The 22,776-nt window shown below is 57.5% G+C and carries 23 protein-coding genes; 6 read left to right on the forward strand and 17 right to left on the reverse strand.

Annotation, left to right across the window (positions count from 1 at the left end; genetic code table 11):
- Positions 1–6 precede the first annotated feature (6 nt).
- Together wrbA and V7665_RS00715 are read right to left on the reverse strand one after the other, a co-directional pair.
- On the reverse strand, positions 7–606 hold the full coding sequence (gene wrbA / locus V7665_RS00710; RefSeq protein WP_335662619.1) for an NAD(P)H:quinone oxidoreductase: 600 nt from the start codon (positions 604–606) through the stop codon (positions 7–9).
- 74 nt (positions 607–680) lie between these two features.
- The gene (locus tag V7665_RS00715; protein WP_335662620.1) at positions 681–1,397 is read right to left on the reverse strand and encodes a pirin family protein; all 717 of its coding nucleotides are present in this window, start codon (positions 1,395–1,397) and stop codon (positions 681–683) included.
- A 125-nt stretch (positions 1,398–1,522) separates the two neighbouring features.
- On the opposite strand from V7665_RS00715, the gene V7665_RS00720 reads away from it, so the two are divergent.
- The 3 genes from V7665_RS00720 to V7665_RS00730 all read left to right on the forward strand — a co-directional run bounded on the left by V7665_RS00720 (position 1,523) and on the right by V7665_RS00730 (position 4,348).
- Positions 1,523–2,413: a LysR family transcriptional regulator gene (locus V7665_RS00720; protein WP_335662621.1), complete on the forward strand. Its 891-nt coding sequence runs from the start codon at positions 1,523–1,525 to the stop codon at positions 2,411–2,413.
- Between the two features lie 228 nt (positions 2,414–2,641).
- A complete protein-coding gene (locus tag V7665_RS00725) occupies positions 2,642–3,322 on the forward strand; it encodes a LysE family translocator (RefSeq protein WP_335662622.1) in 681 nt (226 codons plus the stop codon).
- A 39-nt stretch (positions 3,323–3,361) separates the two neighbouring features.
- Complete coding sequence (locus V7665_RS00730; protein ID WP_335662623.1) at positions 3,362–4,348, forward strand: M48 family metallopeptidase; 987 nt, start codon at positions 3,362–3,364, stop codon at positions 4,346–4,348.
- Between the two features lies 1 nt (position 4,349).
- On the opposite strand, the gene V7665_RS00735 is transcribed toward V7665_RS00730, so the two are convergent.
- The 6 genes from V7665_RS00735 to V7665_RS00760 all read right to left on the reverse strand — a co-directional run bounded on the left by V7665_RS00735 (position 4,350) and on the right by V7665_RS00760 (position 11,433).
- Complete coding sequence (locus V7665_RS00735; protein ID WP_335662624.1) at positions 4,350–4,622, reverse strand: DUF6726 family protein; 273 nt, start codon at positions 4,620–4,622, stop codon at positions 4,350–4,352.
- Between the two features lie 63 nt (positions 4,623–4,685).
- Entirely contained in the window at positions 4,686–5,555 is an 870-nt protein-coding gene (locus V7665_RS00740) for a UTP--glucose-1-phosphate uridylyltransferase (RefSeq protein ID WP_335662625.1), read from the reverse strand.
- A 9-nt stretch (positions 5,556–5,564) separates the two neighbouring features.
- Positions 5,565–6,098: a peptide-methionine (S)-S-oxide reductase MsrA gene (gene msrA / locus V7665_RS00745; protein ID WP_335662626.1), complete on the reverse strand. Its 534-nt coding sequence runs from the start codon at positions 6,096–6,098 to the stop codon at positions 5,565–5,567.
- Between the two features lie 11 nt (positions 6,099–6,109).
- Positions 6,110–9,187, reverse strand: a complete 3,078-nt coding sequence (locus V7665_RS00750) for an efflux RND transporter permease subunit (RefSeq protein ID WP_335662627.1) — start codon at positions 9,185–9,187, stop codon at positions 6,110–6,112.
- Between the two features lie 36 nt (positions 9,188–9,223).
- Positions 9,224–10,285, reverse strand: a complete 1,062-nt coding sequence (locus V7665_RS00755; protein ID WP_335662628.1) for an efflux RND transporter periplasmic adaptor subunit — start codon at positions 10,283–10,285, stop codon at positions 9,224–9,226.
- Between the two features lie 188 nt (positions 10,286–10,473).
- On the reverse strand, positions 10,474–11,433 hold the full coding sequence (locus V7665_RS00760) for an L-threonylcarbamoyladenylate synthase (protein ID WP_335662629.1): 960 nt from the start codon (positions 11,431–11,433) through the stop codon (positions 10,474–10,476).
- 52 nt (positions 11,434–11,485) lie between these two features.
- Here V7665_RS00760 and V7665_RS00765 point away from each other — a divergent pair, with 52 nt between their 5' ends.
- Positions 11,486–13,237: an acyl-CoA dehydrogenase gene (locus V7665_RS00765; protein ID WP_335662630.1), complete on the forward strand. Its 1,752-nt coding sequence runs from the start codon at positions 11,486–11,488 to the stop codon at positions 13,235–13,237.
- Positions 13,238–13,239: 2 nt separating this feature from the next.
- Positions 13,240–14,070, forward strand: coding sequence for an ATP-binding protein (locus tag V7665_RS00770; RefSeq protein WP_335662631.1), 831 nt, complete (start codon positions 13,240–13,242; stop codon positions 14,068–14,070).
- Between the two features lie 2 nt (positions 14,071–14,072).
- On the opposite strand, the gene V7665_RS00775 is transcribed toward V7665_RS00770, so the two are convergent.
- Entirely contained in the window at positions 14,073–15,431 is a 1,359-nt protein-coding gene (locus V7665_RS00775; protein WP_335662632.1) for a PQQ-dependent sugar dehydrogenase, read from the reverse strand.
- A gap of 51 nt (positions 15,432–15,482) precedes the next feature.
- Entirely contained in the window at positions 15,483–15,686 is a 204-nt protein-coding gene (locus V7665_RS00780) for a hypothetical protein (protein WP_335662633.1), read from the reverse strand.
- A 162-nt stretch (positions 15,687–15,848) separates the two neighbouring features.
- Between V7665_RS00780 and V7665_RS00785 the strand changes: the two genes are divergently transcribed.
- A complete protein-coding gene (locus V7665_RS00785; RefSeq protein ID WP_335662634.1) occupies positions 15,849–16,058 on the forward strand; it encodes a hypothetical protein in 210 nt (69 codons plus the stop codon).
- 1 nt (position 16,059) lies between these two features.
- Here V7665_RS00785 and V7665_RS00790 read toward each other — a convergent pair whose 3' ends face one another.
- From V7665_RS00790 to V7665_RS00820, 7 genes are all read right to left on the reverse strand, one after another.
- Positions 16,060–16,764, reverse strand: a complete 705-nt coding sequence (locus tag V7665_RS00790; protein WP_335662635.1) for a GIN domain-containing protein — start codon at positions 16,762–16,764, stop codon at positions 16,060–16,062.
- On the reverse strand, positions 16,761–17,384 hold the full coding sequence (locus tag V7665_RS00795) for a class I SAM-dependent methyltransferase (protein WP_335662636.1): 624 nt from the start codon (positions 17,382–17,384) through the stop codon (positions 16,761–16,763). The genes V7665_RS00790 and V7665_RS00795 overlap by 4 nt, the downstream gene beginning before the upstream one ends.
- 63 nt (positions 17,385–17,447) lie before the next feature.
- Positions 17,448–18,197, reverse strand: a complete 750-nt coding sequence (locus V7665_RS00800) for a head GIN domain-containing protein (protein WP_335662637.1) — start codon at positions 18,195–18,197, stop codon at positions 17,448–17,450.
- Between the two features lie 151 nt (positions 18,198–18,348).
- Positions 18,349–18,879, reverse strand: coding sequence for a CarD family transcriptional regulator (locus V7665_RS00805; protein WP_323798742.1), 531 nt, complete (start codon positions 18,877–18,879; stop codon positions 18,349–18,351).
- A gap of 308 nt (positions 18,880–19,187) precedes the next feature.
- Positions 19,188–19,526, reverse strand: coding sequence for a ferredoxin FdxA (fdxA, locus tag V7665_RS00810; RefSeq protein WP_335662638.1), 339 nt, complete (start codon positions 19,524–19,526; stop codon positions 19,188–19,190).
- A gap of 103 nt (positions 19,527–19,629) precedes the next feature.
- The gene (locus tag V7665_RS00815) at positions 19,630–19,932 is read right to left on the reverse strand and encodes an RNA-binding S4 domain-containing protein (protein WP_442955142.1); all 303 of its coding nucleotides are present in this window, start codon (positions 19,930–19,932) and stop codon (positions 19,630–19,632) included.
- Positions 19,933–19,941: 9 nt separating this feature from the next.
- Positions 19,942–22,776, reverse strand: a 2,835-nt coding sequence (locus V7665_RS00820) for a helicase-related protein (protein ID WP_335662639.1), incomplete at its 5' end; no start/stop codon positions are given.

The following is a 22,776-nucleotide window of genomic DNA, read 5'->3' on the forward strand; positions in this document are numbered from 1 at the left end:
TGCAATTTATGCGATCAACTTCGCTGCTGTGCGCGCTACCTTGGCACCCAGGTATTTTGCGCCAGCAAGATCAATGTCGTGTGGTGTCCGACTGCCGTCGCCGCCAGCCACCGTCGATGCGCCATAAGGAGAACCGCCGACAATCGCGTCATTGTTCATCTGTCCGGCAAAGCCATAGTCCAGACCGACAATCGTCATCCCTTGGTGCAGCAAATTGGTCAGGATCGAGAATTGCGTGGTTTCCTGGCCGCCATTCTGTGACGCTGTCGAGGTGAAGGAGGCGCCAACCTTGCCAACCAAAGCGCCTTTCATCCACAGCCCGCCGGTACGGTCCCAGAAGGATGCCATCTGGCTCGACATGCGGCCAAAGCGGGTTGGGGATCCGACAATGATCGCGTCATAGTCTGCCAGTTGATCCGGTTCGATCACGGGATGATCATCATTGGATGAAAAGCCCGCTGCTTCGACGACTTCTGCAGGTGCGGTCTCGGGCACACGTCCAATGGTCACTTCACCACCGGCTTCGCTTGCCCCCTCGGCAATTGCCTGGGCCAGCGCATCAACATGACCATAGGAAGAGTAATATAATACCAATATTTTCGCCATTTCGTTCTCCATTCGTTTTGGTTGGGGGGTAAATGGAGCTGCGCCGGTTCATCTGGCGCTGCTCCTTGCGGGTGTTAGTTTTGTGATTCCCAGGCTTCGACAAAGACGAACTCGGCATTGTCGACCGCTTCGATCTGCAGCGATGCGACTTCCCGGATCGCGACAGAATCGCGGGCATTGACCAGTTCACCGTTGACCCGGACCTGACCGGCAGAACCGACCAGATAGACATGGGCGCCATCGGCGATCTGGTGCTCGATCGTGGTCCCGGCAGTTAGCGTAGCGCCATAAAATCGCGCTTCCGCTCCGATCTTCAGCGCACCCGCTGCGATGTCTTCGTCAAAACCGCTCGCCAGAACTTCCAGCTGACCGGAACGATCACCCTTGGGGAAGGCTTTTGCATCCCAGCGCGGATCACCGCCGGCCGCCCGCGGTTCAATCCAGATCTGGAACAGACGGGTCTGTTCATCCTCGAGATTATATTCGCTGTGCATCACGCCGGTACCGGCGCTCATCACCTGAACATCGCCAGCCTCGGTGCGGCCTTCATTGCCCATATTGTCGCGATGGGTAATCGCCCCTTCGCGGACATAGGTAATGATTTCCATATCCTGATGTCCATGCATCGGAAATCCGGTTTTCGGCTGGATCTCGTCATCATTCCACACCCGGATCGGGCCGAAGCCCATGCGGGCGGGATCCCAATATTTACCAAAGGAAAAATGATGCCGGGCCTGCAGCCATTCATGATCAACATGGGCCAGTTCGCCAAATTGTCTTTTCTCGATCAACGTCTGTCTCCTGTTCGAGCGGCGTCGTTTCCGCTCTGCTTGAGATGGAAATAGAGCGATCTACCTGTTTCCAAAATAGGCAATATAGAATTTGATTGTTTCCATTTTTTATCTAATATCTGCTGATGGCCTTACCCGATTATGAAGCCTGGGCGATTTTTGCGGCGGTTGCGCGGCTGGGCAGTTTCACCGCCGCCGCCCAGGAACTGGCGCTCTCCAAGCCGACCATCTCGAAAGCGATTTCGCGGTTGGAACGCTCGCTTGGTACCGTCTTGTTCCACCGTACCTCGCGGAAAATTTCGCTGTCCACCGCGGGAAAGTCGCTTTTGCACCATGCCCAGCAAATCGCCAGTGACGGCGAATCGGCAATGGAGGCGGCGCGCGCGACCACGCACTTGTTGCAGGGACAGGTGCGTCTGGCCGCGCCCCTCAGCTACGGCCTTTCTCATCTCGCGCCGGTAATTGCCGACTTCATGTGCGCTTTTCCCGAGATCACCGTCGATCTCCAGCTCAATGATGCGCGGATAGATCTGGTCGAGCATGGCTTTGATTGCGCCATCCGTATAGGCGAGCTTCCGGACAGCAGCCTCAGGGCGATCAAGCTGCGCGACATGAACGGCTATTTCATTGCCGCGCCGAGCTATATCAAGCGCATGGGCCAACCAAAAACGCCCGCAGACCTGATCCATCACGATTGTTTTATCTACTCCAACACCCCGAGCCCCGAGGTCTGGCAAATCAATGGCCCCAATGATCAGGCGATCAATATACGCCCCAAATGCCGGTTCAAAAGCAACAATGGCGATGTCATGCTGCCAGCGCTGATTGCTGGACGGGGCATTGGATATTTGCCCGACTTTCTCTGTCAAAAAGCGTTGGATGCAGGCGACCTGATCAATATCCTGCCAGGATGGCGCATGGGTGATATAGCCCTCAATATCATCATGCCCCCTTCCCGCCTGCGTCCGGCCCGGGTGGATGCGTTGGTCAATTTTCTGAAGGATAATTTGTACTAGTCCGTCGCAAGATGCCGCCATTTCGCTGTCCTACAGGACCCGTATTGTCTATCCTCCCCGTCGCAACCAATGAAAAGCTGATCCGAAACCATCGCAATAGACGTCTTCTCGAATATCATTTCAAATGCCCGGAAGAGCGCTTTTGTATCGAAAATCGAAGACACGGAGATTTTTTCTCTTACACTGTAAAGTTTGTAAAGTTCATCAACAAGGCAGGTCCGAATATCAATGGCGCTCGAAACCATCCTGCTATTTCTGATCACCGATATGATGTTCTGCCTCACTCCGGGGCCGGCGACTCTGGTCATCGTCAGCCATGCCCTGCCGCATGGCCCCGCAGGCGGCATACGCGGTGCGTTCGGGCCGATCGTTGGCGTGAATTTCGGCAATTTCATCTGGTACGGCTTAACCGCCTTTGGCCTGATCGCGCTGATACAGGCAGTTCCGACCGCTTATTCGATACTCCGCTGGATCGGTGTCGCCTATCTGGCCTGGATGGGCTTCCGGATGTTCCATGGAGGAACCAGCGCGCTGGCCCGGCAATCGGCAAGAACCGCCAGCTTCGGAAAGGGATTTCTCACTGGCTTGACGGTGCAAATGTCGAATCCCAAGGCCCTTTTATTCTACAGCGCAGTGATCCCGCCATTCATCGATCCGGATGGCCAGATACTGTTGCAATTTACCATCCTTGCCGGTCTGACCGTGATCACTGAAACGACTGGCCTTACCTTCTATGCCAGTCTCGCGTCCCGGGCGCGCAAGTTGGGTCGTGCCGATCAGGCACAGCCCTTGTTCCAGAAGATTGCGGCGACCGTGTTGATCGCCGCGGCGCTGATATTGACATGGTGGAATCTGACCGATAGCGCGGTACAGAGCGCGTTCAACCTGCCGCAAGGCAATATGGGCTAGTATAATGCGATGATTAGAACCTGCTTGTCTCTGATAGCCATGCTCTTTGCTACCCCCCTATATGCACAGGAAGCGCCCGCAGCTGGCTATAATCCCGAATCGATATTGGCGCTGAAAAGCCTGCAATTGCTGGACCAGCGTCTGAACGCAATCGGTTATCGGCTGGTCGAAGCCAACACCCCATATTGTACGGACAGAATAGTGCAAGCCGGCCTGTTGCTGCATGATATCGATCAATATCCCGACCATGCAATCGCCAGATTTGCACTGGGCTTTGATGGACCGATTGCGATCAACGCAGTGGCCCCCGACAGTCCGGGCGCTGCTGCGGGACTTTTTGCCGGCGATGATATCCTGGCGATCAATGGGATGACGGTGGCCGACATTCCCCTCGACGATCCCGAAATCATGAAAGAAGCGATGGATTATCGGCGGATCGCAGCGGTCAACAACCTGCTGGACAATGCACTGTCCCAAGGTGATGTGGTACTCGAGATATTGCGCGGCGGTGAACAACGCCAGGTGACGGTGGAATCCCGGCCAAGCTGCCCCAGCCGGTTTCAGATAGAGGTCAGTGCGGATCGCGGCGCATCTGCCAATGGCAAAATAGTCTCCGTCACCTCCCGCCTCGCCGAATATTTTCTGAACGACGATGAATTTTCCGCCGTCATCGCGCATGAACTGGCTCATAATCTGTTGAAGCATCGCGACCAGCTTGATGCGCAAAGCGTCAATCGCGGTTTTTTTGGACAGCTTGGCAAGAGTGCGGGGCGGATCAAGAGTACCGAGATTGAGGCCGACCGACTGTCGGTGTGGCTGATGATCAATGCCGGCTACGACCCGCAAGCGGCAATCCGCTTCTGGACCCGTTACGGCAAGGAACATGGCAAGGGCATATTCTCCGCCTCAACCCATTATCGCTGGAAAAAGCGGGTGGATCTGTTCGAAGAGGAAATGGCTAAAATGGCGGTGATGCAACCTGTCGATGGCAAATATGCGCCGCCACTGCTGGTCAAAATGAACTGACTTAATCGTCCCCGTCGTAAGCGTCTTTGCAATTGCGCCGCTCTTGCTTGTTTTGCGCCTCATCCAGACAGAGTTTCCGCTGTTCTTTGCGATCGCCGAGCACTTTGCGGCCCAGATCTTCTTCCTTCTCCGACTGGGTCTGGGTGGTCGCATCAACCGCTGTCTCGACCACCGTTCCGACGGCGCGGAACGGCGCCGTGATGATCTTGCTGGCGACGCAGCCGGACAATAGCAGGGGGATGAGAGCCGCCGATAATATCGGGAATATGCGCATGAAATACTCCTCAGATGCTTTGTGCTGCGACCATGATGACGACCGGCTGAATAGCGGAGCGGATCATGATTGCGCCAGCAATTTCTCGGCCATGGCCCGAATGTCACTGCCAATTTCAGGATGGGCCAATGCCATCGCCAGATTGGCTTCGACATAGCCTTGCTTGGACCCGCAATCATAGCGCTTGCCGTCAAAGGTCATGCCGTGAAACGGCTGCTTGCCGATCATCTGCGCCATTGCATCGGTCAGCTGGATTTCACCCCCGGCACCCGCCTCCTGATTCTCCAATATCCGCATAACCTCGGGCTGCAGTATATAACGCCCCGGCAGGATCAAATTGGACGGCGCGGTGCCAGCCGCTGGTTTCTCGACCAGACCTATGACCTCGGTGATTGGCCCGTCGCGTTTGCCCGGATCAATGACACCATAAGAAGGCGTATCCGCGATCGGGATTTCCAGCGCGCAGACGATATTGCCGCCAAGTTTGCCATAGGCACTTACCATTTGCTTCATGCAGCCGGGAGAGCCGACCATGAGTTCGTCGGGCAGAAATATCGCAAAGGGTTCGTCGCCGACAATGTCGCGCGCGCACCAGATGGCATGGCCGAGACCAAGCGGTTCCTGCTGTCGCACAAACACACAGTCACCGGGCTTGAGCCTGGTTCCCTCCAGGACCGAACGGTCTTTCGATCGGTCCGCCATGGTCCGTTCCAGTTCATAGGCCATGTCGAAATGGTCCTCGATCATCCCTTTGCCGCGGCCATTGACGAAGATCATCTGCTCGATTCCGGCCTCCAGCGCTTCATCCACGGCATATTGGAGAAGCGGGCGGTCGACGATGGGGAAAAGTTCCTTGGGCATCACCTTGGTCGCCGGCAGGAAGCGGGTCCCCATGCCCGCGACCGGGAATACCGCTTTTCTGATCGGTTTCATGGGTCTGATCTAGTCCTTCAACTTGTCGGCAAAACTGGTACGCAATTTTTGCAGCTTTGGCGGGATGGTGGCGACACAATAAGGGTTGCTGCGGCCCTCGTCAGCCCAATATTGCTGATGATAATCTTCCGCCACATACCAGGGCGCCGGTCCCTCGATCGTTGTGACAATCGGTTCCGCTCGGCCCTCTCCGGCCCGCACTATAGCGGTTTCCGCTTCGGCGCGCTGGTCATCGTCCAGCGGGAAAATCGCCGATCGATACTGGGTGCCGATATCATTGCCCTGACGATTGAGCTGGGTCGGATCATGGGTTGCGAAGAAAATGTCGAGCAGGTCGGAATAGCTCACCACCTCATCATCAAAGCCAAGCTTGATCGCTTCGGCATGGCCGGTCGTTCCCGAACAGACCTCACGATATGTCGGGTTCGGATTCGCGCCGCCGATGTAACCGCTTTCGACCGAATGCACGCCGGCAATATCATTGAACACCGCCTCGGTGCACCAAAAACAGCCGCCGGCAAAAATCGCTTCCTGCTTTGCCATAGATACTCCTTTTACACGGGGACAGCGTCGCCCTCGCTATTTGCATTGCTGCTTTCTTCATCGCGCCTGGCGACCAGAAGATACATGGCGGGTATCACCACGCGAGACAAGAGGGTCGAACTGATCAATCCGCCGATGATGATCGCGGCCAAGGGCGCATAGAGCGCACCGCCCCACAGAGCGAGGGGGGTCAAGCCGCCGATTGCCGTGATCGACGTGAGCAGCACCGGCAGGAAACGAACCTCGCCCGCCCGTTCGATCGCTTCGCGCAAACCCATGCCCTGATTCCGCAGCTGGGTGGTAAAGTCGACCAACAATATCGAGTTTTTGATTTCAATCCCGATCAGCGCGATAAACCCGATAATCGCCATGACGCTGAGCGAATTGCCGGTGATGAACAGGGCCAGAAGTCCGCCAAAAGTCCCCAGAGGGATAACGCCAGCAACCACGATCGTTTCCCGGAATCGCCGGAACTCCGCCACCAGAACCGCAAGAATCAACATCAGTGCGGTGATGACCAGGGGTCCGAAATCGCCAAAGGTCTGGCCAATTTTCTCGGCTTCGCCGCCGACCGACCATGTATAGCCTTCCGGAAACTTGATCTGCTCCAGCTGTTCCACAGCGCGGTTGTTGACCGTCGACGGGATTTCGCCAAAATCCACTTGCGCCGTAACCAGCACCGTTCGCTGCAACTGATAGCGCTGGATTTGCGGTGTCACATTGGTGAGCTTGGGATTGGTTATCTGCGACAAGGGCACAGGATCGCCGGTGCGTGTGGCGACATAGATCTTGTCCAGCACCGACATCGGCAGGCTGCCCTCGAACGGGAAGCGGACGGTCACCGGATAATCATCCCCTTCCTGATCCCGATAGGATGATGCCGGTTCACCACTGATTGCCAAGCGAATGGCACGACGTGGCTCGCCCGACGGGATATTGAGCAGCGCTGCTTTTTTCTCATTCAGACCAATGTCCAGATCGATCTTGTCGGTTTCCACCGGATTGACAATATCGCGCGCGCCAGGGGTTTTTCGCAACACATTGGCAACTTTACCGGCCAATTGCTTGAGCTTGTCCAATTCCGGTCCCGCCACCCGGATGACAATAGGCGCATCCACGTGAGTTCCATTCTGGAAAAGTTCAATCTTTACGCGGGCGCCGGCAATCTGATCGAGTTGCTTGCGCAACCGCTCGATCATTTTCGGACCTTCGCGTGTGTCCCATTCGTCCAGCACGGCCAGCACTTCGCCATAGTTGATACGCTCGGCTCTGGGGCCGACATTGTAAAATACCTGCGGGTTGCCGTTGCCGATATTCTCCGCCCGCACTTTGATACTGGGTTCGGTTTTCAGGACTTTTGTGACTTCGGCAACAATCCGGTCAGTGCGATCCAGGCTGCTGCCCTGTTCCGCTTCGACCGAAACCCGGAAATAGGGAGCATCGGCAAAGGGAAAGAGCGAGAAGCCCAAGGTCGGGACAAGCGCGAAAGCAGAAAAGCACAAAACCATTGCCAGCACCACAGTCTTGACCGGCGCCCCCAGAGCGATGTGCAAAAAGGGCCGGTAAAACCGTTGAATCTTGTCATTAACCCAGCGCAGCGCCCGATTGCCTTCCGGATTTTCATCGCGCCGGAGCAAGCGACTGGCGAGAAAGGGAATAAGCGACAGGGATATCACCAGCGAGGCAGTCACCGTCGCGATAATCGCAATGAAGAATGACTTGGTATAGGCACCGGCTCCGCCAGGCAGAAACAGCAAGGGGACAAAGGCCAGAACAAGGACGGCCGTAGATCCGATAACGGCTGCGCGGATTTCCAGACTCGCCTCAATAGCCGCCTGGGTTCGCGTCTTTCCCATCCGTAAATGCCGGGCGATATTTTCCGTCACGACGATGCTGTCGTCGACCAGCAACCCGAGAGATACGATGAAACCGGCAATCGAGAGCTGGCTGAGATTATATCCCATCGCATATAAAACCAGCAGGCCGGAGGCGAGCGAGAGCGGGATCGAGATCATGACAATCGCCGAGGATCGCAAACCAAGCGGCAGCAGTGTCAAAATGACCAAGGCGATCGCGATCGTAAAATCGCGGGTCAGTTCATTCATTCGCCTCTTCACATCGCGGCTCTGGTCAAACTGCATGACCAGTTTGATGTCCGGCGGCAATATCGAACGCTGCTGGTCCAGTTCGATATCAAGCTGCTTTTTCAGGCGAGTGACATCCACACCATCTTTTTGCGTGACAGTGAGAAACACCGCCCGCTGGCCATTATGCCGGGTCCGGTAAATCTGCTCCGCGGCGCCCCAGCCGATTTCAGCGACATCACCGACGGTCAAAAGCGAGCCGTCCGACGCCCGGAGCGGCAATCCACGAATTGCCTCCAGATTTCGAAATGCACCACCGGCTTCGACGTTCAGCCTTCGTTCGCCGCTCTGTACCGCGCCGCCAGGCAAATCTGCACCGCCCTGGCGCACGGCATCGGCAATCGCACTAGCCGGAACACGCAGCTCGGACAGTCGATCCGGCTTGACTTGCACGCTGACTTCCGGCTGCGGCAGGCCAAAAACCCGTGATTCCCGAACACCGGAATTGCGCGCAAAGACATCCACCAAATCGTCAGCATATTTCTCCATCCGCCGCCAGGAAGCAGTTTCGCTGACCAAAGCCACCTGCATGACAGCGGCCTCCGTCGTACGGACCTTGCGATACTCAAGTCTCTGCAATTCTTTGGGGAGCTGATCGCGGATCGCGGACACTTCGCGCACGACATCATCGAAATAGCCGTCGACATCGCCCGACCATCCACTAAATTCAACGGTGATAATAGTTCCACCATCCGTACTCGTCGATTGCACTTCGACAATATCATCCAGACCCTGAACAACATCTTCAATCGGCTTGGCGACCGTCTCTTCCATTTCTTGGGCATCTGCACCGGGCTGGACAGCGATGATATTGACAACGGGAATCGGAAAATGAGCGTCAACTGCCCTGGGAATATTGTTGAGCGCGGTCAGGCCGAGCACGACAAGAAGGGCAAAAAGGACAAGGCTGAGTTGCCAGCGGGAAATGACGAACCGGGCAAGCATATCAGGCCCGACGACCCTCCTGATTCAACACAGCAATCATTGCGCTGTCCGGATCGGTTTTATCAAGTCCCCGTCCCTCAGTTTCTCGACGCCCCGCGTCACGATGACTTCGCCTTCCTTCAGGCCAGCCAGTATTTCGAGACTCTTGTCGGTCAATTTGCCAATTTGGACATTGCGCTGCTTCACCCGATTCTTGGCATCCACCACAAATACAAGACCTTCATCGGTACGGACACCGAATATCGCATTGGCAGGGATCGCGAATGTCGCTGCTGTCTCGCGGGACACTTGCACTTCGACCATACCCAATTGACCGGAACGCAGACGCTCACTGGCCGGAAGCGAAAAACTGACCTCGAACGTTCCGGTCCGCTCATCCGCCCGCCCGTCTTTTTCGCTGACCACCGCATCAAGCGGCGTTTTGGAAACGGCGGAAAGCATGACCTTGGCAGGCATGCCGACGCTGATACGGGCGGCGTCGGAATCGGGCATCGGAACACGCAGCACAAAGCCTTTGTCTATTTCTCCCAATATCAGCGCGGTCATGCCGGCTGTCACAATTTGCCCCGCATCAATATTGCGGGACAGGACGATGCCATTGCTGGGCGCTCGGATATAGGATGTGCGGCTGGCAAACTCCGTGGCCTCGATCCGGGCCCGAGCCGCGCGCGCAGTCGCGTCCGCTTGTTCGAGCCGGGATTTGGTCACCCAGCCATCTTTGAACAATTTCTCGATACGATCAAATTCAGCTTCTGCGCGATCTCGTTCGGCGCGCGCCGCGCTAAGGTCCGCCGCAACCGTGCTGTTATCCAGAGCAGCGAGAATGGCACCGCGCTTCACCCGGTCGCCTTCTTCATAACGGACCGACGCGACCTTGCCACCGGTGGTAAAACCGAGCGATGTTTCTCGGCGCAAGCGAACGGTCCCGGCGGCATTCAGCGTTTCGCTGTCGCTGGCCGGTTGGACCGTGGTCACGGCTGCCGGAACGGGGTCCGTCGATTTGGGTTTTTCGGCTGGTTCGCTGACGCTGCATCCGGTCAAAAAAACCAGACCGACCAAAATCGATATTATCGTTCTGCCAAGCGTCATATCGCGCATTTCCACCCCTAATAAGTTCGTCTAAAGTCTCTATCGGGCCTTGACCAATAGAAAATTGCTAAATGAAGCCAAAAAGGACTGGATTGTTAAACCCGGCCGCTTGAATGTGCTATTAAAGTGTCAGTTTTAACTTTCGGTACCGACGACCTTCCGGCCGACGCACCCCCCTTTATCGGGTAAATAAATAGCTATTTCGGCGACGCCGCCCGGCGGAGACGGTCATTTAGAGCCAGCCCGATCCCGCTATCGCTAACCGGTGCCACGGCAATTTTTGCTTTTTCACTCGCGTCGGCATCGTGGAGCGCGGCAAACAAGCGGCTGGCGGCTTCAGCAAGATCGCCGCCTGCGGACAGGTTCATGGTCCCCGCCACGGGCCCAAAGCCGATATGATATTCATCGGACCGGGCGGTTGGCGCATCGAGACGAACCGGCTTTGCAGGCGCATAATGCGACATTAACTGTCCGGGCGCCTCGATCTTCCCGCTGATTGTGGCGACCGCCGGCTTCCCGGCAATGGCCGCCAACTGTGCCGGCGTCACCGGTCCCGGTCGCAAAATCCGGAAGTCGTTGCCATCAATTGCGACGATCGTCGATTCAATGCCCTGTTCGCAGGGTCCGCCGTCGAGGATCAGCGGTGCCGCTGAGCCGAGACTGCTGGCGACATGGTCCGCCGTGGTCGGGCTGATCGCGCCGCTGCGATTGGCCGATGGCGCTGCAAGATACAGGCCGGAAGCGTCCAGCAATTCGCGCATTACCGGGTGAGCAGGAGCCCGCAAGGCGATCGTATCGAGACCGGCGGTCACCGCCGCGGCGACCGGACAATGTTCGGCTTTTGGCACCACCAGCGTCAGTGGTCCGGGCCAGAGCACCTCGGCGAAACGAACGGCGAGCTGGTTAAATTGCCCGAGCTTGCTGGCCGCAGCCAGGTCAGGCACATGGACGATCAGCGGATTGAAATCCGGACGTCCCTTGGCCCGGTAAATCTCCGCCACCGCCGCTGCATCGGTCGAATCGGCGGCCAGCCCGTAAACGGTTTCGGTCGGCACCGCGACCAGTCCACCCTCGCGCAATCGTGCCACGGCCTCGCCAATCGTCGCCGTGCCGTAGCGGCGCGCTTCCCCGCCAATATGATCATTTGAGCCAGACATGACCCTGCGCTATAGCCCAGCGGAAATTCAGGCAACAACGGATAGCAAATTCATGACTTTTACAGCCCCCGGTCGCGAACAAAATTTTGTCCTCAAACATATTGCCGGTATCGGTGATCTGGCCAGCCATGACCGCTTTGCCGGCGCCAGCGAGGATATGGTCGAGGCGATTGTCGATGGCATTGGCCAATTTGCCGCAGGCGAATTTGCCCCGCTCAACCGGATTGGCGACACAGTCGGCGCCTGCTGGAATGACGGCAGTGTGACCATGCCGGAAGGATTCAAGGCGGCTTATGCGCAATTTGTCGAAGGCGGCTGGGCGTCGATTGACGGTCCGGAAGATTTTGGTGGCCAGAGTCTGCCCTATTCGCTTTCAGCGCTGATCCTCGAGACCTGCGGCGCCGCAAATTTTGCCTTCACTCTCTGCCCGATGCTCAGCTTTGGCGCGATCGAAGCGATTCACGTCCACGGGTCCGACGAACAGAAGACACAATATCTTCCCAATCTGATTTCCGGCGCCTGGACCGGCACGATGAACCTGACCGAGCCGCAGGCCGGGTCTGATGTCGGCGCGCTGCGCTCTACCGCAGAACCGATTGTCGAGGGCGAACATGCCGGCAAATATAAGATCAAGGGACAGAAAATCTACATCACCTTTGGCGAACATGATCTGACCGACAATATCATCCATCTGGTGCTTGCCCGGACACCCGGCGCGCCGGAAGGAACAAGGGGCATATCCTTGTTCATCGTGCCCAAATATCATCTCGATGCAGACGGCAAGGCCGGTGCACCCAATGACGTGACCTGCGTGTCGATCGAGCACAAGATCGGCATTCACGCCTCGCCGACCTGCGTCATGGCTTATGGCGAACAGGATGCCTGTATCGGCGAGCTGATCGGCGGCGAATTTGGCGGCATAAAAGCGATGTTCACGATGATGAACAATGCCCGCATCAATGTTGGCTCGCAAGGCGTGCAGATCGCCGAGCGGGCGACCCAGCAGGCCAGCCGCTTCGCTCTGGATCGCATCCAGTCGGCGCGTGCCGGCAGCGGCAACAAGGAGTCGGTGGCAATTATCGAACATCCCGATGTCCGGCGGATGCTTTTGAGGTCCAAGGCCCTGACCCAGGCGGCCCGCGCGTTGCTCTATTATGCAACATCGAGCGTCGACCGCGCAACTCTGGGTATCGACGGCGCCAAGTCCCGCGCCGAAATCCTTACGCCTTTGATCAAGGGCTATGGCACCGATATCGGCAATGAAGTCGCCTCGCTCGGGGTACAAGTGCACGGCGGCATGGGCTTCATCGAAGAAACCGGCGCTGGCCAGCATTTCCGTGATGCCCGGATCGCACCGATTTACGAAGGCACCAACGGCATTCAGGCCGCCGATCTCGTAGGACGCAAACTTGGTCTCGATGGTGGCAACGCGATGAAGCAATTTATCGCCGAAATTGGGGCCGAGGCCGGGGACAGTAAAACCCTGATGGCGCTGGCGCATGCCTGCGAAGATGTCCGGCAGTGGATGGCAAGCGGCGATGCGTCGATCGACGACCGGCTGGCGGGCAGCTATGCGTTCATGACCATGTTGGCGACCGCGACCTGCGGCATGCTGATGCAGAAACAGCACCGGATTGCCACCGCCGAACTGGCCGATGGCGATGATCCGTTTCTCAAGGCGAAACTGGTCACCACCCGCTATTATCTCGATCATCTGGTACCAGAAGCGCTGGGCCTCAAGGCCGCCGCGATGGGCGGAGCCGATATTTTGTACCGCCTTAGCAGCGCCGAACTGGCGGGCTGACCATGACAGACGAGGGCAATAAGGATGTTCTGAAACGCATCGCCGATGCGCTCGAACGCCTAGCCCCGCCTGCTGCCAGCCCGGTTGATTGGGCCAAGGGAGAAGCCTTTCTTAGCGACGGGCGCGGCCCCAGGGAGATTGCGCCGTTCAATCCGGTCGACATCGATCTGCTCACCGGCATTGATCAACAAAAGACTCGCCTGCTCGACAACACCAGCCGTCACGCGCGGGGCCATGCCGCGCATGATGTTCTGCTCTGGGGTTCTCGCGGCATGGGCAAATCAGCGCTGGCCAAATCCGTGGTCCGCGCCCTGCAAGTGCAAGGGAACGATATTGCTCTGGTCGACGCACCATCGGACCAGCTTGAAAATCTGCCGGCGCTGTTCGAGATGCTCGCCCCCGTAAAGCGCCGTTTCATCATCTTCATCGATGATATCGGATTTGCCGAGGGCAGCAGCGAACCGCGTCTGCTCCGCTCGATGCTCGAAGGCGGCGCGAGCCAGCGGCCTGCCAATGTCCGCCTCTATGTCACCTCCAACCGCCGGCATATCGTCCCGCGCCAGATGAGCGAGCAGGATGACCCGATCAACCCGCGCGACGCGGTCGATGACCAGCTCGCGCTATCCGATCGTTTCGGTTTGCGATTGGGCTTTCACGCCGCATCGCAGGATGATTATCTGGCCATCATCGCCCGCTATGCCGAAGCCCATGGTCTCGAATTCGAGCGCGAAGATGCCCTGCTATGGGCGAAACAGCGCGGCAGCCGGTCGGGCCGGGTGGCGTGGCAATATATTGTCGAACTGGCCGGGCGCGCCGGAAGCTTTCTAGCCTAAGCCTATTTCTCTGCCGCCGCATCAGCCCTGGCAGCGCCCTTGCGCGAGACCCGCCAGATGATTCCGCCGACATCGTCGCTGACCAGCAGCGCTCCGGTCTGGTCAAAGGCGACCATCGCCGGGCGGCCACGTGCCAGTTTCTCATTATCGACAAATCCGCTCAGGATCGTGACCGGCTTGCCTTCCGGTTCGCCACGCAGGTTGAAATTGACATAGACCACATCATAGCCGGACAGGGGCTGGCGGTTCCACGAACCATGGCGTGCAACCACCGCACCGGTTGCAAACGGTTTGCCCAGCGCCTGGCCATGAGAAAAGGCAAGACCCAGCGGCGCCACATGTGCGCCCAAGGCATAATCCGGTCGCCGTTCATATTGGCGGTGATCGAGATTTTTCGGATCGACCCGGGGATCGACATTGCCGCCCCAGAAATGCCATGGCCAACCGTAATGTGCGCCCCAGCGGACTTCGGTGAGATAGTCCGGCACCATGTCGCTGCCCAGCATGTCGCGTTCGTTGACCACGGCATAGAATTTGTCGGTACCCGGCAGATAGGCCATGCCGACCGGATTGCGCATGCCATCGGCATAGATGGTCTTCTTGTTGGTCGCGAGTTCAACCTGCAAGATCGCAGCACGCTGCTTCTCTAAGTCCAGACCATTTTCGCCGATATTGCTGTTCGAACCGACCGAGACGTAGAGATATTTCCCGTCCTGGCTGGCGAGCAGGCCGCGGGTCCAGTGATTATTCGGTTGTTTCGCATTCAGATTGGCAACCTTGCGGCCCTCGGCGGTGATTTTCGTATCGCCTTCCGTATAGGGATAGGCAAAGATCGTATCGGTATTGGCAACGTATAGTGTGCCGTCAACCAGCGCCATGCCAAACGGCGAGTTGAGATTTTCGAGGAAAGTGAATTTCTCGTCGACCTGACCATCCTTGTTGCTGTCGCGCAGCAGGCTGATTCGGTTGGCCGATTCGGTGCCCGCTCCGGCCTTGCTCATCAGATTGCGCATGATCCAGCCTTCGATACCCTTGTTGGTCCGCGGCGGACTGTTTGTTTCTGCCACCAGCAAGTCGCCATTGGGCAAGCGGAACATGCTCCGCGGATGGTCCAGCCCTTCGGCGAAGCGCTCTACCACCAGGCCCTCGGCTGCAACCGGGCCTTCGCCTTCGCCCCAGGGCTCGGCTTTGGCGATATTGATGGTCGGGAATTTTTCCGAGCGGACATTGGTCAGATCTGGTTCCACGCCCTCGGTTGCCTCGAGCGGCAAGCGCGCCGTATCGCCACGGGTAAAATAATATCCTGCGCCCACCCCGAGGATGATGAGCAGAATCGCGATATTTCTAATATGTTTGAGCATCAGCCGATAATAGGTGGCGTCAGGGGTCCTGACAAGCGCGCTGTTAGGCGCTCATCGGCCCGTCCACCAGATAGCCAGCGCCACCAGCGCGCCAAGCGCCAGTCCGGCCAACAAACCGGCGGACGGTTGCCCCATGAAACCACCGGCAATCGCGCCGACAATTGCGCCAATCGCAATGAACACGCCGCCACCGCTGCTATTTGCCGGTCGATCGCCGGAAGAATTGGAAGCATGTTTTGGAGTATCACTATTCATGGCCGCTGCCTTAAACCACAACCAATCCCATGACCAGAGTTTCCCGTCCAACTTATGATTAACATGCCGCTAACCTTAGCTTTTGAAGATATTTCCACTGGTCGCCGGTAGAAGTCATGGTCAGGTTGGAGGCGGACACGTTTCCCGAAACAGGAGCCATTAATGCAATTACCCGTATTCATTGACTCCACCCATTATAGCGCTGCCGAATTGCTGATCAGCAACTATGGCGAAGAAGCCGGACTGGAAGCGGCCAATCGTGCCGACAAGAGCCGGTCAATCGGCAACCATCTCCATTATTGCAAATGGCGGCAAGTGGAACGGCTGTGCGTTTTGCTGTCCATCGACCAGTCGATCGGGACGGTGCACTGACCTAGCGGTCGGGATTGCAGACAATATCGGCGGCCCCATCGGTTCGCACCGTGCAATTGGGCTTGCCGGCGATCGCGATTCGTCCGGTGCCATTGTTGGTGATATTGGCTTCCCGCGTCACCTTCATCTGGCTACTCGCCGGGCCGCGCTGGACAAGCGTGAGCTTTTCGACCGTGAAGTCCGGGCTTTCAAACATGCTGGCCCCTTGCAGCTCGACCCGGGCATCGCGCACCTTGCCGGCCACGATCACTTGCCCGCCGCCGGTCATCGCCACATCCAGCCGGTCTGCATCAACCGCATCAATCCGCAATGTACCAAAGCCGCCGAGCCGCACGCGCGGGGTGCGGCCCGACAATTTGTCGAGCGTCACCAGACCGGATCCGAGATGCGAGATATTGCTGATCGCATAGCTGCTGAGGAAAAGGGTGACCGGCGCATCGGCGTCATAGTCATCGCCACTCAGTGATTTCGGTCTGATCGAAACGATCAGCTGCTTGCCATTTTTTTGCAGCGACACCCGGTCTAATATTTCCCGGGTGTCCCCTTCCGCGCGCGCCGACGGACCTTTGCCCGAGGTCAGCACCACATCGACACCATTGCCGATTCGGATATCATCAAAGCCGAATAGCGAAAATTTGCGTTCCGCCGCCTGGGCCGCCGACGATAGCAGCGCGGCGGTCAGGAGAAAAATCGGCCAAAACTTCATTTCGGCCGGGCTTCGCCAAATTCCATCCAGCCAAGCCATCGCGGCGTCTTCGGTGCATAATGGCCATCATTGTCCGCCAGCGCATAGCCGTGGGCTTCAAATAATTTTGCAACCGGACGATGCAGGTGACAACCGCCGGCAATATGTTTCCACACCGGTTCGATCCGGCGTTGCCATTTTTCCGGCCCCTTGTCGGGCGCCCGGCCATGTTCGAGAAACAATATCTTGCCGCCGGGTTTCAAGACCCGCCGCATTTCGGATAGCACTTGCGGCCCGTCCTGCACCGAACAGAGCGTGAAAGTGGTCAGCACGGTGTCAAAACTGTCGTCGGCAAAGGGCATGGCTTCACCAATGCCGTCGCATATATCCATGTCAAAGCCGCGTTCGCTGGCTTCCCGGCGGGTATAGTCGAGCAATTCTGCAGACGGATCGAGACCGGTCAATTTGGTGACCTTCGAACGGTCATAAAATTGCAGATTTATGCCGCCGCCACAGCCCAGTTCCAGCACGTCGCCATCGGCTTTTGGCACGATCTGGCTACGATCTTTCATCACTGCTGGCTGCGAGCAGGCGACGCGGATCAGCTTTGGAACCGCATATTTTTCCCATAGATTTGGCATCGCAGGCGAATCTGCCACATTGGGGGCAGATCGCCAAGCGATTTCAGCATGTTGATCGCGCGATCAACCGCAGGTGATGTCGCCAGACCCCATCGATCGCGACTTGCACTTGGCATCGCCATGAATCCGGACATCGCCAGAGCCCATGACCTTGGCGTCGACCGATCCGTCCGAGGACAGCTCGACATCGCCGCTGCCCGCGACCGATATGCTGGCGCTGGCGGCGTTCAGGTCCTTGCCGCTGATATCGCCCGAACCGGCAATCGATATGTCGATCGATTCGGCCGTGCCCGCCAGAGTCAGATTGCCCGACCCGGCAATTTTGGAACTGAGCGACGCCGTATCGATTTTCGCCACCCGGATGTTGCCGGACCCGGCGATGCTCAATTTTGTCGACTCTCCGGTCATCGTATCGACCTCGATATCACCCGAGCCGGCGAGCTTGGCGCTCTTCAAGGACGGCGCGCTGACATAGATTGTGGCCTTGCCGCTATCACCCCAGGACATGCCGCTGTTATCCCTGCCAATTTTGATCTCGTCACCGGATATTTTATAACGCAGCTGTTCGATTGCCTTGGCATCGCCTTCGGCCCGGATCGAGAAGTCATCGGCGGTGGTGAAGACGATATTATCGGGACCGGCAAGCGTTACCGCTTCGAACGGGCCCGGGTTGCTGGCGCTGGTGCCGATGGGGCTGCCATCAGAAAAGCTGCTCGTACCCGTGCTGGTCGCAGCATCGCCGACGGCATTGGCGATGGAACCTTCACAAGCCGCGAGCGCCAGTAGTGGTGCCAAAAACAATATTTTCTTCATCCATGCCTCCTGTGCTGTATTAATGCACTAATACGCTTGCGCCCGACAGAGATCAACTGAAATATTTGGCTCGTCCGGGCATGAAAAAAGGGGCTGCCACATTGCTGTGACAACCCCTTCCCTATTTCGACGAAGGACGAAGCCTTATCGATCAATCATCCTTGACTTCATAATATTGCGGAGCCGCAATATTGAGTATCTCGAGAATCTTCGTCAGAGCCGTCGGCTCATCGGTTTCTTCCATGGCCGCCAGCTCGCGGGCGAGACGGCTGGATGCCGCTTCAAAAATCTGCCGTTCGGAATAGCTTTGCTCCGGCTGGTCATCGGCGCGGAACAGATCGCGGGTCACTTCGGCAATCGATACCAGATCGCCCGAGTTGATCTTCGCTTCATATTCCTGTGCCCGGCGCGACCACATCGACCGCTTGACCTTTGGCTTGGCTTTCAGTGTTTCCATGGCTTCCCGCAGCGTCTTGTCGGAAGACAATTTGCGCATTCCGACGCCTTCTGCCTTGTTGGTCGGAACCCGCAAGGTCATCCGCTCTTTTTCAAAGCGCAAAACATATAGCTCAAGTTGCATGCCGGCAATTTCTTCATTTTGCAGCTCAACAACTCGGCCAACGCCATGTTTCGGATAAACAACATAATCGCCCACATCAAAGGACAGCACATTCGCAGCCATAAAAAGCCTTTCTTGATTCAATGGAAAAGAACGCTAGTCAACGTTCGAATTTCGTAATCGCCTGACGAAAAAACCCTTTCGTACATATATTTAACGACCGAACACCACCCGCTTCCTCAGGTGTCCAGCCGCCAAGCCCCGTATCTTTAACAGATTCGTCACAAAAAAGCAATTTTTCGTTGCAATGCACAACTGATCGTGCGCGGACACGCCACTGGTTGGCATCCGGCATCGGGTTTTATTGCTTCAGAATTGCAATATTGGCTGGTCCGAACAAACCGGTGCAGCCTGGGCAATAGGGCGCGAAACTAATCGCCGTCGCCGGGTTTCTCCGAGAAGTAAGCTTCAAACTTGCCTTCCATGCCTTTGAACTCATCGGCATCGGCAGGCGGTTCGCGGCTAACCGTGATATTCGGCCATTCTTCGGAAAATTTGGTGTTAACCTCAAGCCATTTTTCAAGGCCGTCTTCGGTATCGGGCAGAATCGCTTCGGCCGGGCATTCGGGCTCACAAACGCCGCAATCGATACATTCGCTGGGATTGATGACCAGCATATTATCGCCTTCGTAAAAGCAATCCACCGGGCAAACTTCTACACAGTCCATATATTTGCATTTGATGCAGGCTTCGGTAACAACATAAGTCATCTGGTCGTGAACTCCCCTATACCAGTCCGCCATTCGAGGTCAGCAATTCGATCCTAGCTATTGTGCAATTTCTGGCACGTCAACAGTTGGTTTGGCCGCTATTTCAATTACCAGTCTGCAATATCTCATAACAGGATTGCGCCTGCAAAGCGCTGCTGCGCCGTTCCGGCAGCGCAATGATGCGCACGACATGCACAACATGACCCTGCGGGACAGTGAGAATGTCTCCCTGCCGAACCTTGACATGGCCCCGCTCGATCCGCCGCCCGTTCAACCGGACATGCCCTTTTTCCGCCAGCTTGCGCGCCATTACCCTGTTACCGGCAAAGCGCAGATACCAGAGCAGCTTGTCGATCCGCAGCGCCGGTTGCGCTGCGGGGATCGGATCCGCTGCTCTGCCGTTCAAGCCTGCATCCTATTTTTTCATGCTGTCCCTGAGCGCTGCCAGTTCGGCAAAGGCACCGCCAGCGGTCGCCAGAACGGGTTCCACCTTGCGCTTGACGGGCGCGCCCTTGGCCTGTTTCTGATGCTTTTCTCGGGATTTAGACTGACCTTGGTTCTTTTTGCGCGCCATGCCCTTCCAGCGCCAATATTGCACCGCCTCCACCGGTTCTGCCGAAACGGATATATTGTCCGCTGGCGCTTCAACCGATTCTGCGACCGCCGTCGGTCCGGTATCCGAGGTCACAGCCTCTTCAGCAACGGCTTGCGTCTCAACAGCACTGGCCTCGGGTGACGCATTATCTTCGGAAACGGGTTTTTCAACCGGGGCTGGCTTGTCATTGGTTTTGACGAAGCCTGAAAGATCGAGCAGCGCATCATGGCAGCTTTTCGAAAGCCCCAATGACGTCGCCAGCGCAGGATCAATGGCAAAAATTGCGCCTTGCTGCCGAGCTTCATGCGCTTGCTTGATCAAACGCTCGACCATGTCGACCCGGACATATTCATCGGCAATCTTGCGGAAGCCGAGCCGCGAAGCATGATCGGCAGAAGCGAACGTCCCTTGCTTGAGATGCACGGCATTGTCCGGTGCCTGGTCTATCATCGGCTGTGCGTCAAAGGCCGCGAATAAAGCCGTCCGCCAGAGCACCGCACCGGGTTTCATCAGCGCGTGATGGAAAATATCGAGCGCCCCGAATACCAGACCCGCCCGGCGCGCGTGGCCGCGCATGTCATTGTCGAGTGCACGGATGGCCTGGTCGATTTCGCGCCGCGACAAGATCCCGCCGGCATCGACAATTTGCGCAAACAGGGCACGAACCGCCGCCGGTGTTTCCGGCTCATTGGCCAGCGCGTCAATTTTCATCAGTCCCTGCAGATGCTTGGCCTTCATTGCATCGACCCAGGCCTTGACCCGGTCGATCACTTTCTGGCTGTCGTCGGCGGCCATATCCTTGATCGACCGTTCGAACTTGATCTCGGGCTGCAGGAGAGTCTTGCCCTTGGTCAGAACCGCCAGCCGGCTGTCGCCCCACAATATCGTCGGCTGACCGGTCGCATCGGGGGCCAGCGCCAGCACCGAATCTGGTGCCTTGGCAAGAGCGTCTGCATTTTCTGTCATAATCCGTCCCAAATATCTTTCTGCCGCCGCAAGCAGCATCTTGCGATCCTCTCTCCGGCTATCGGAAGGCACGAGAAATTGGAAGCCCTTGAGTGTTCCTATTTCCTGTCCCTCGACCAGCACCTTGCCATCCACATCGACGACCACATCCTGGGGCAGCATATCTTTCAGCAGACCGCGCATCAACACCCGGGTGCGCTTGTCGACAAAACGCTGGGTCAATTGGGTGTGCATCGCATCGCTCAACCGGGACTCCAGGGCACGGGTGCGATCAATCATCGCCTCAGGCTGCTCCACCCAATGGGACTTTTGCGCGATATAGCTCCAGCTGCGGGCGGCAGCGATCCGCGCGCCCAGTGTCGCAATATCGCCCTGAACATTTTCCAGCCGGGATATTTCCTGCGCCATCCGGGCATGAGGGATTCTCCCGGAACCGCCGGCCAGATGCGGCCAGAGCGAGGCGACAAAGCGCGCCTGATGGTCTGCTCCGACCTTGCGGAAATCGGGGATGCAGGCCGCTTCCCAGAGCAAGCGCACCTTGTCCGGCGAGCCGGCGAGACCGGATAGCGCCGGATCCTGCGCCAGCCTTTTCAAAACCGCCAGGTCGACGGCTTCGGGTGCCGCGCGCAATAGACGCCCTTGCGGGGTTTCCTCGAGCGAACGGATCAGCGCGTCGACCGAACCGAAATCCGGTTCGGCATTGCGCCAGTAGAGCCATTCCAGCTTCGGGAATCGATGCGATTCAAGATTTTCGATATCCTCGGCCTGCAATTCATCCGAAGTGGCCAGCCCGGTCAGCACCCCGAAACTTCCGTCTTTCTGGTGACGCCCGGCACGCCCGGCAATCTGCCCGATCTCCGCCAGGGTCAGCTGTCGGCGGCGGCGGCCGTCAAATTTCTTCAGCGCGGCAAAGGCAACATGGGTGACGTCGAGATTGAGTCCCATGCCGATGGCATCGGTGGCGACGAGATAGTCGACCTCGCCATCCTGATACATTTTGACCTGCGCATTGCGGGTCTGCGGCGACAAAGATCCCATGACGATCGCCGCGCCGCCATGTTGACGGCGGAGCATTTCGGCAATCGCGTAAACATCCTCGAGTGAAAAGGCGACAATCGCCGATCGCCGCGGCAGCCGGGAGAGCTTGCGCGGCCCGGCATAGCTCAGGGTGGAAAAACGCGGGCGGGTGATAATCTCGGCATCGGGCAGCAAGGCTTCAATCAGCGGCCGCAGGCTTTCCGACCCCAGGATCATGGTTTCATCGCGACCGCGCACATGCAGCATCCGGTCGGTAAATATGTGGCCGCGCTCGGGATCGATGCCAATTTGCGCCTCGTCGATTGCGACGAACGCAAATTCGCGGTCCATCGGCATGGCTTCAGCCGTGCACAGATACCATTGTGCATCTTTCGGGATGATCTTTTCCTCACCGGTGACCAGCGCCACCCGATTGGCTCCCTTGAGCGCAACCACCCGGTCATAGACCTCCCGCGCCAGCAAGCGGAGCGGAAATCCGATCATCCCGCTCGAATGGGCACACATGCGCTCGATGGCAAGATGGGTCTTGCCGGTGTTGGTCGGACCAAGAACAGCGACGAGAGACGACTGGGAGAAGCGGGACATTATCGGCACAACAGCCGATCGGGCGCGCAGTTGCAAGGGGCTTGCAGCAAAATCCGCAGATGCGGA

Origin of the sequence: Parasphingorhabdus sp., assembly GCF_036964675.1 — a bacterium.
GTDB lineage: Bacteria > Pseudomonadota > Alphaproteobacteria > Sphingomonadales > Sphingomonadaceae > Parasphingorhabdus.

What these genes read in the sequence shown, in the direction of transcription:
- V7665_RS00790 (WP_335662635.1), bottom strand. Translation starts at nt 16,764, where the DNA reads ATGAAGTTTTGGCCGATTTTTCTCCTGACCGCCGCGCTGCTATCGTCG.
- V7665_RS00760 (WP_335662629.1), bottom strand. Translation starts at nt 11,433, where the DNA reads ATGTCTGGCTCAAATGATCATATTGGCGGGGAAGCGCGCCGCTACGGC.
- V7665_RS00795 (WP_335662636.1), bottom strand. Translation starts at nt 17,384, where the DNA reads ATGCCAAATCTATGGGAAAAATATGCGGTTCCAAAGCTGATCCGCGTC.
- V7665_RS00725 (WP_335662622.1), top strand. Translation starts at nt 2,642, where the DNA reads ATGGCGCTCGAAACCATCCTGCTATTTCTGATCACCGATATGATGTTC.
- V7665_RS00730 (WP_335662623.1), top strand. Translation starts at nt 3,362, where the DNA reads ATGCTCTTTGCTACCCCCCTATATGCACAGGAAGCGCCCGCAGCTGGC.
- V7665_RS00750 (WP_335662627.1), bottom strand. Translation starts at nt 9,187, where the DNA reads ATGCTTGCCCGGTTCGTCATTTCCCGCTGGCAACTCAGCCTTGTCCTT.
- wrbA (WP_335662619.1), bottom strand. Translation starts at nt 606, where the DNA reads ATGGCGAAAATATTGGTATTATATTACTCTTCCTATGGTCATGTTGAT.
- V7665_RS00765 (WP_335662630.1), top strand. Translation starts at nt 11,486, where the DNA reads ATGACTTTTACAGCCCCCGGTCGCGAACAAAATTTTGTCCTCAAACAT.
- msrA (WP_335662626.1), bottom strand. Translation starts at nt 6,098, where the DNA reads ATGGCAAAGCAGGAAGCGATTTTTGCCGGCGGCTGTTTTTGGTGCACC.
- fdxA (WP_335662638.1), bottom strand. Translation starts at nt 19,526, where the DNA reads ATGACTTATGTTGTTACCGAAGCCTGCATCAAATGCAAATATATGGAC.
- V7665_RS00785 (WP_335662634.1), top strand. Translation starts at nt 15,849, where the DNA reads ATGCAATTACCCGTATTCATTGACTCCACCCATTATAGCGCTGCCGAA.
- V7665_RS00755 (WP_335662628.1), bottom strand. Translation starts at nt 10,285, where the DNA reads ATGCGCGATATGACGCTTGGCAGAACGATAATATCGATTTTGGTCGGT.
- V7665_RS00740 (WP_335662625.1), bottom strand. Translation starts at nt 5,555, where the DNA reads ATGAAACCGATCAGAAAAGCGGTATTCCCGGTCGCGGGCATGGGGACC.
- V7665_RS00800 (WP_335662637.1), bottom strand. Translation starts at nt 18,197, where the DNA reads ATGAAGAAAATATTGTTTTTGGCACCACTACTGGCGCTCGCGGCTTGT.
- V7665_RS00735 (WP_335662624.1), bottom strand. Translation starts at nt 4,622, where the DNA reads ATGCGCATATTCCCGATATTATCGGCGGCTCTCATCCCCCTGCTATTG.
- V7665_RS00770 (WP_335662631.1), top strand. Translation starts at nt 13,240, where the DNA reads ATGACAGACGAGGGCAATAAGGATGTTCTGAAACGCATCGCCGATGCG.
- V7665_RS00720 (WP_335662621.1), top strand. Translation starts at nt 1,523, where the DNA reads ATGGCCTTACCCGATTATGAAGCCTGGGCGATTTTTGCGGCGGTTGCG.
- V7665_RS00780 (WP_335662633.1), bottom strand. Translation starts at nt 15,686, where the DNA reads ATGAATAGTGATACTCCAAAACATGCTTCCAATTCTTCCGGCGATCGA.
- V7665_RS00805 (WP_323798742.1), bottom strand. Translation starts at nt 18,879, where the DNA reads ATGGCTGCGAATGTGCTGTCCTTTGATGTGGGCGATTATGTTGTTTAT.
- V7665_RS00775 (WP_335662632.1), bottom strand. Translation starts at nt 15,431, where the DNA reads ATGCTCAAACATATTAGAAATATCGCGATTCTGCTCATCATCCTCGGG.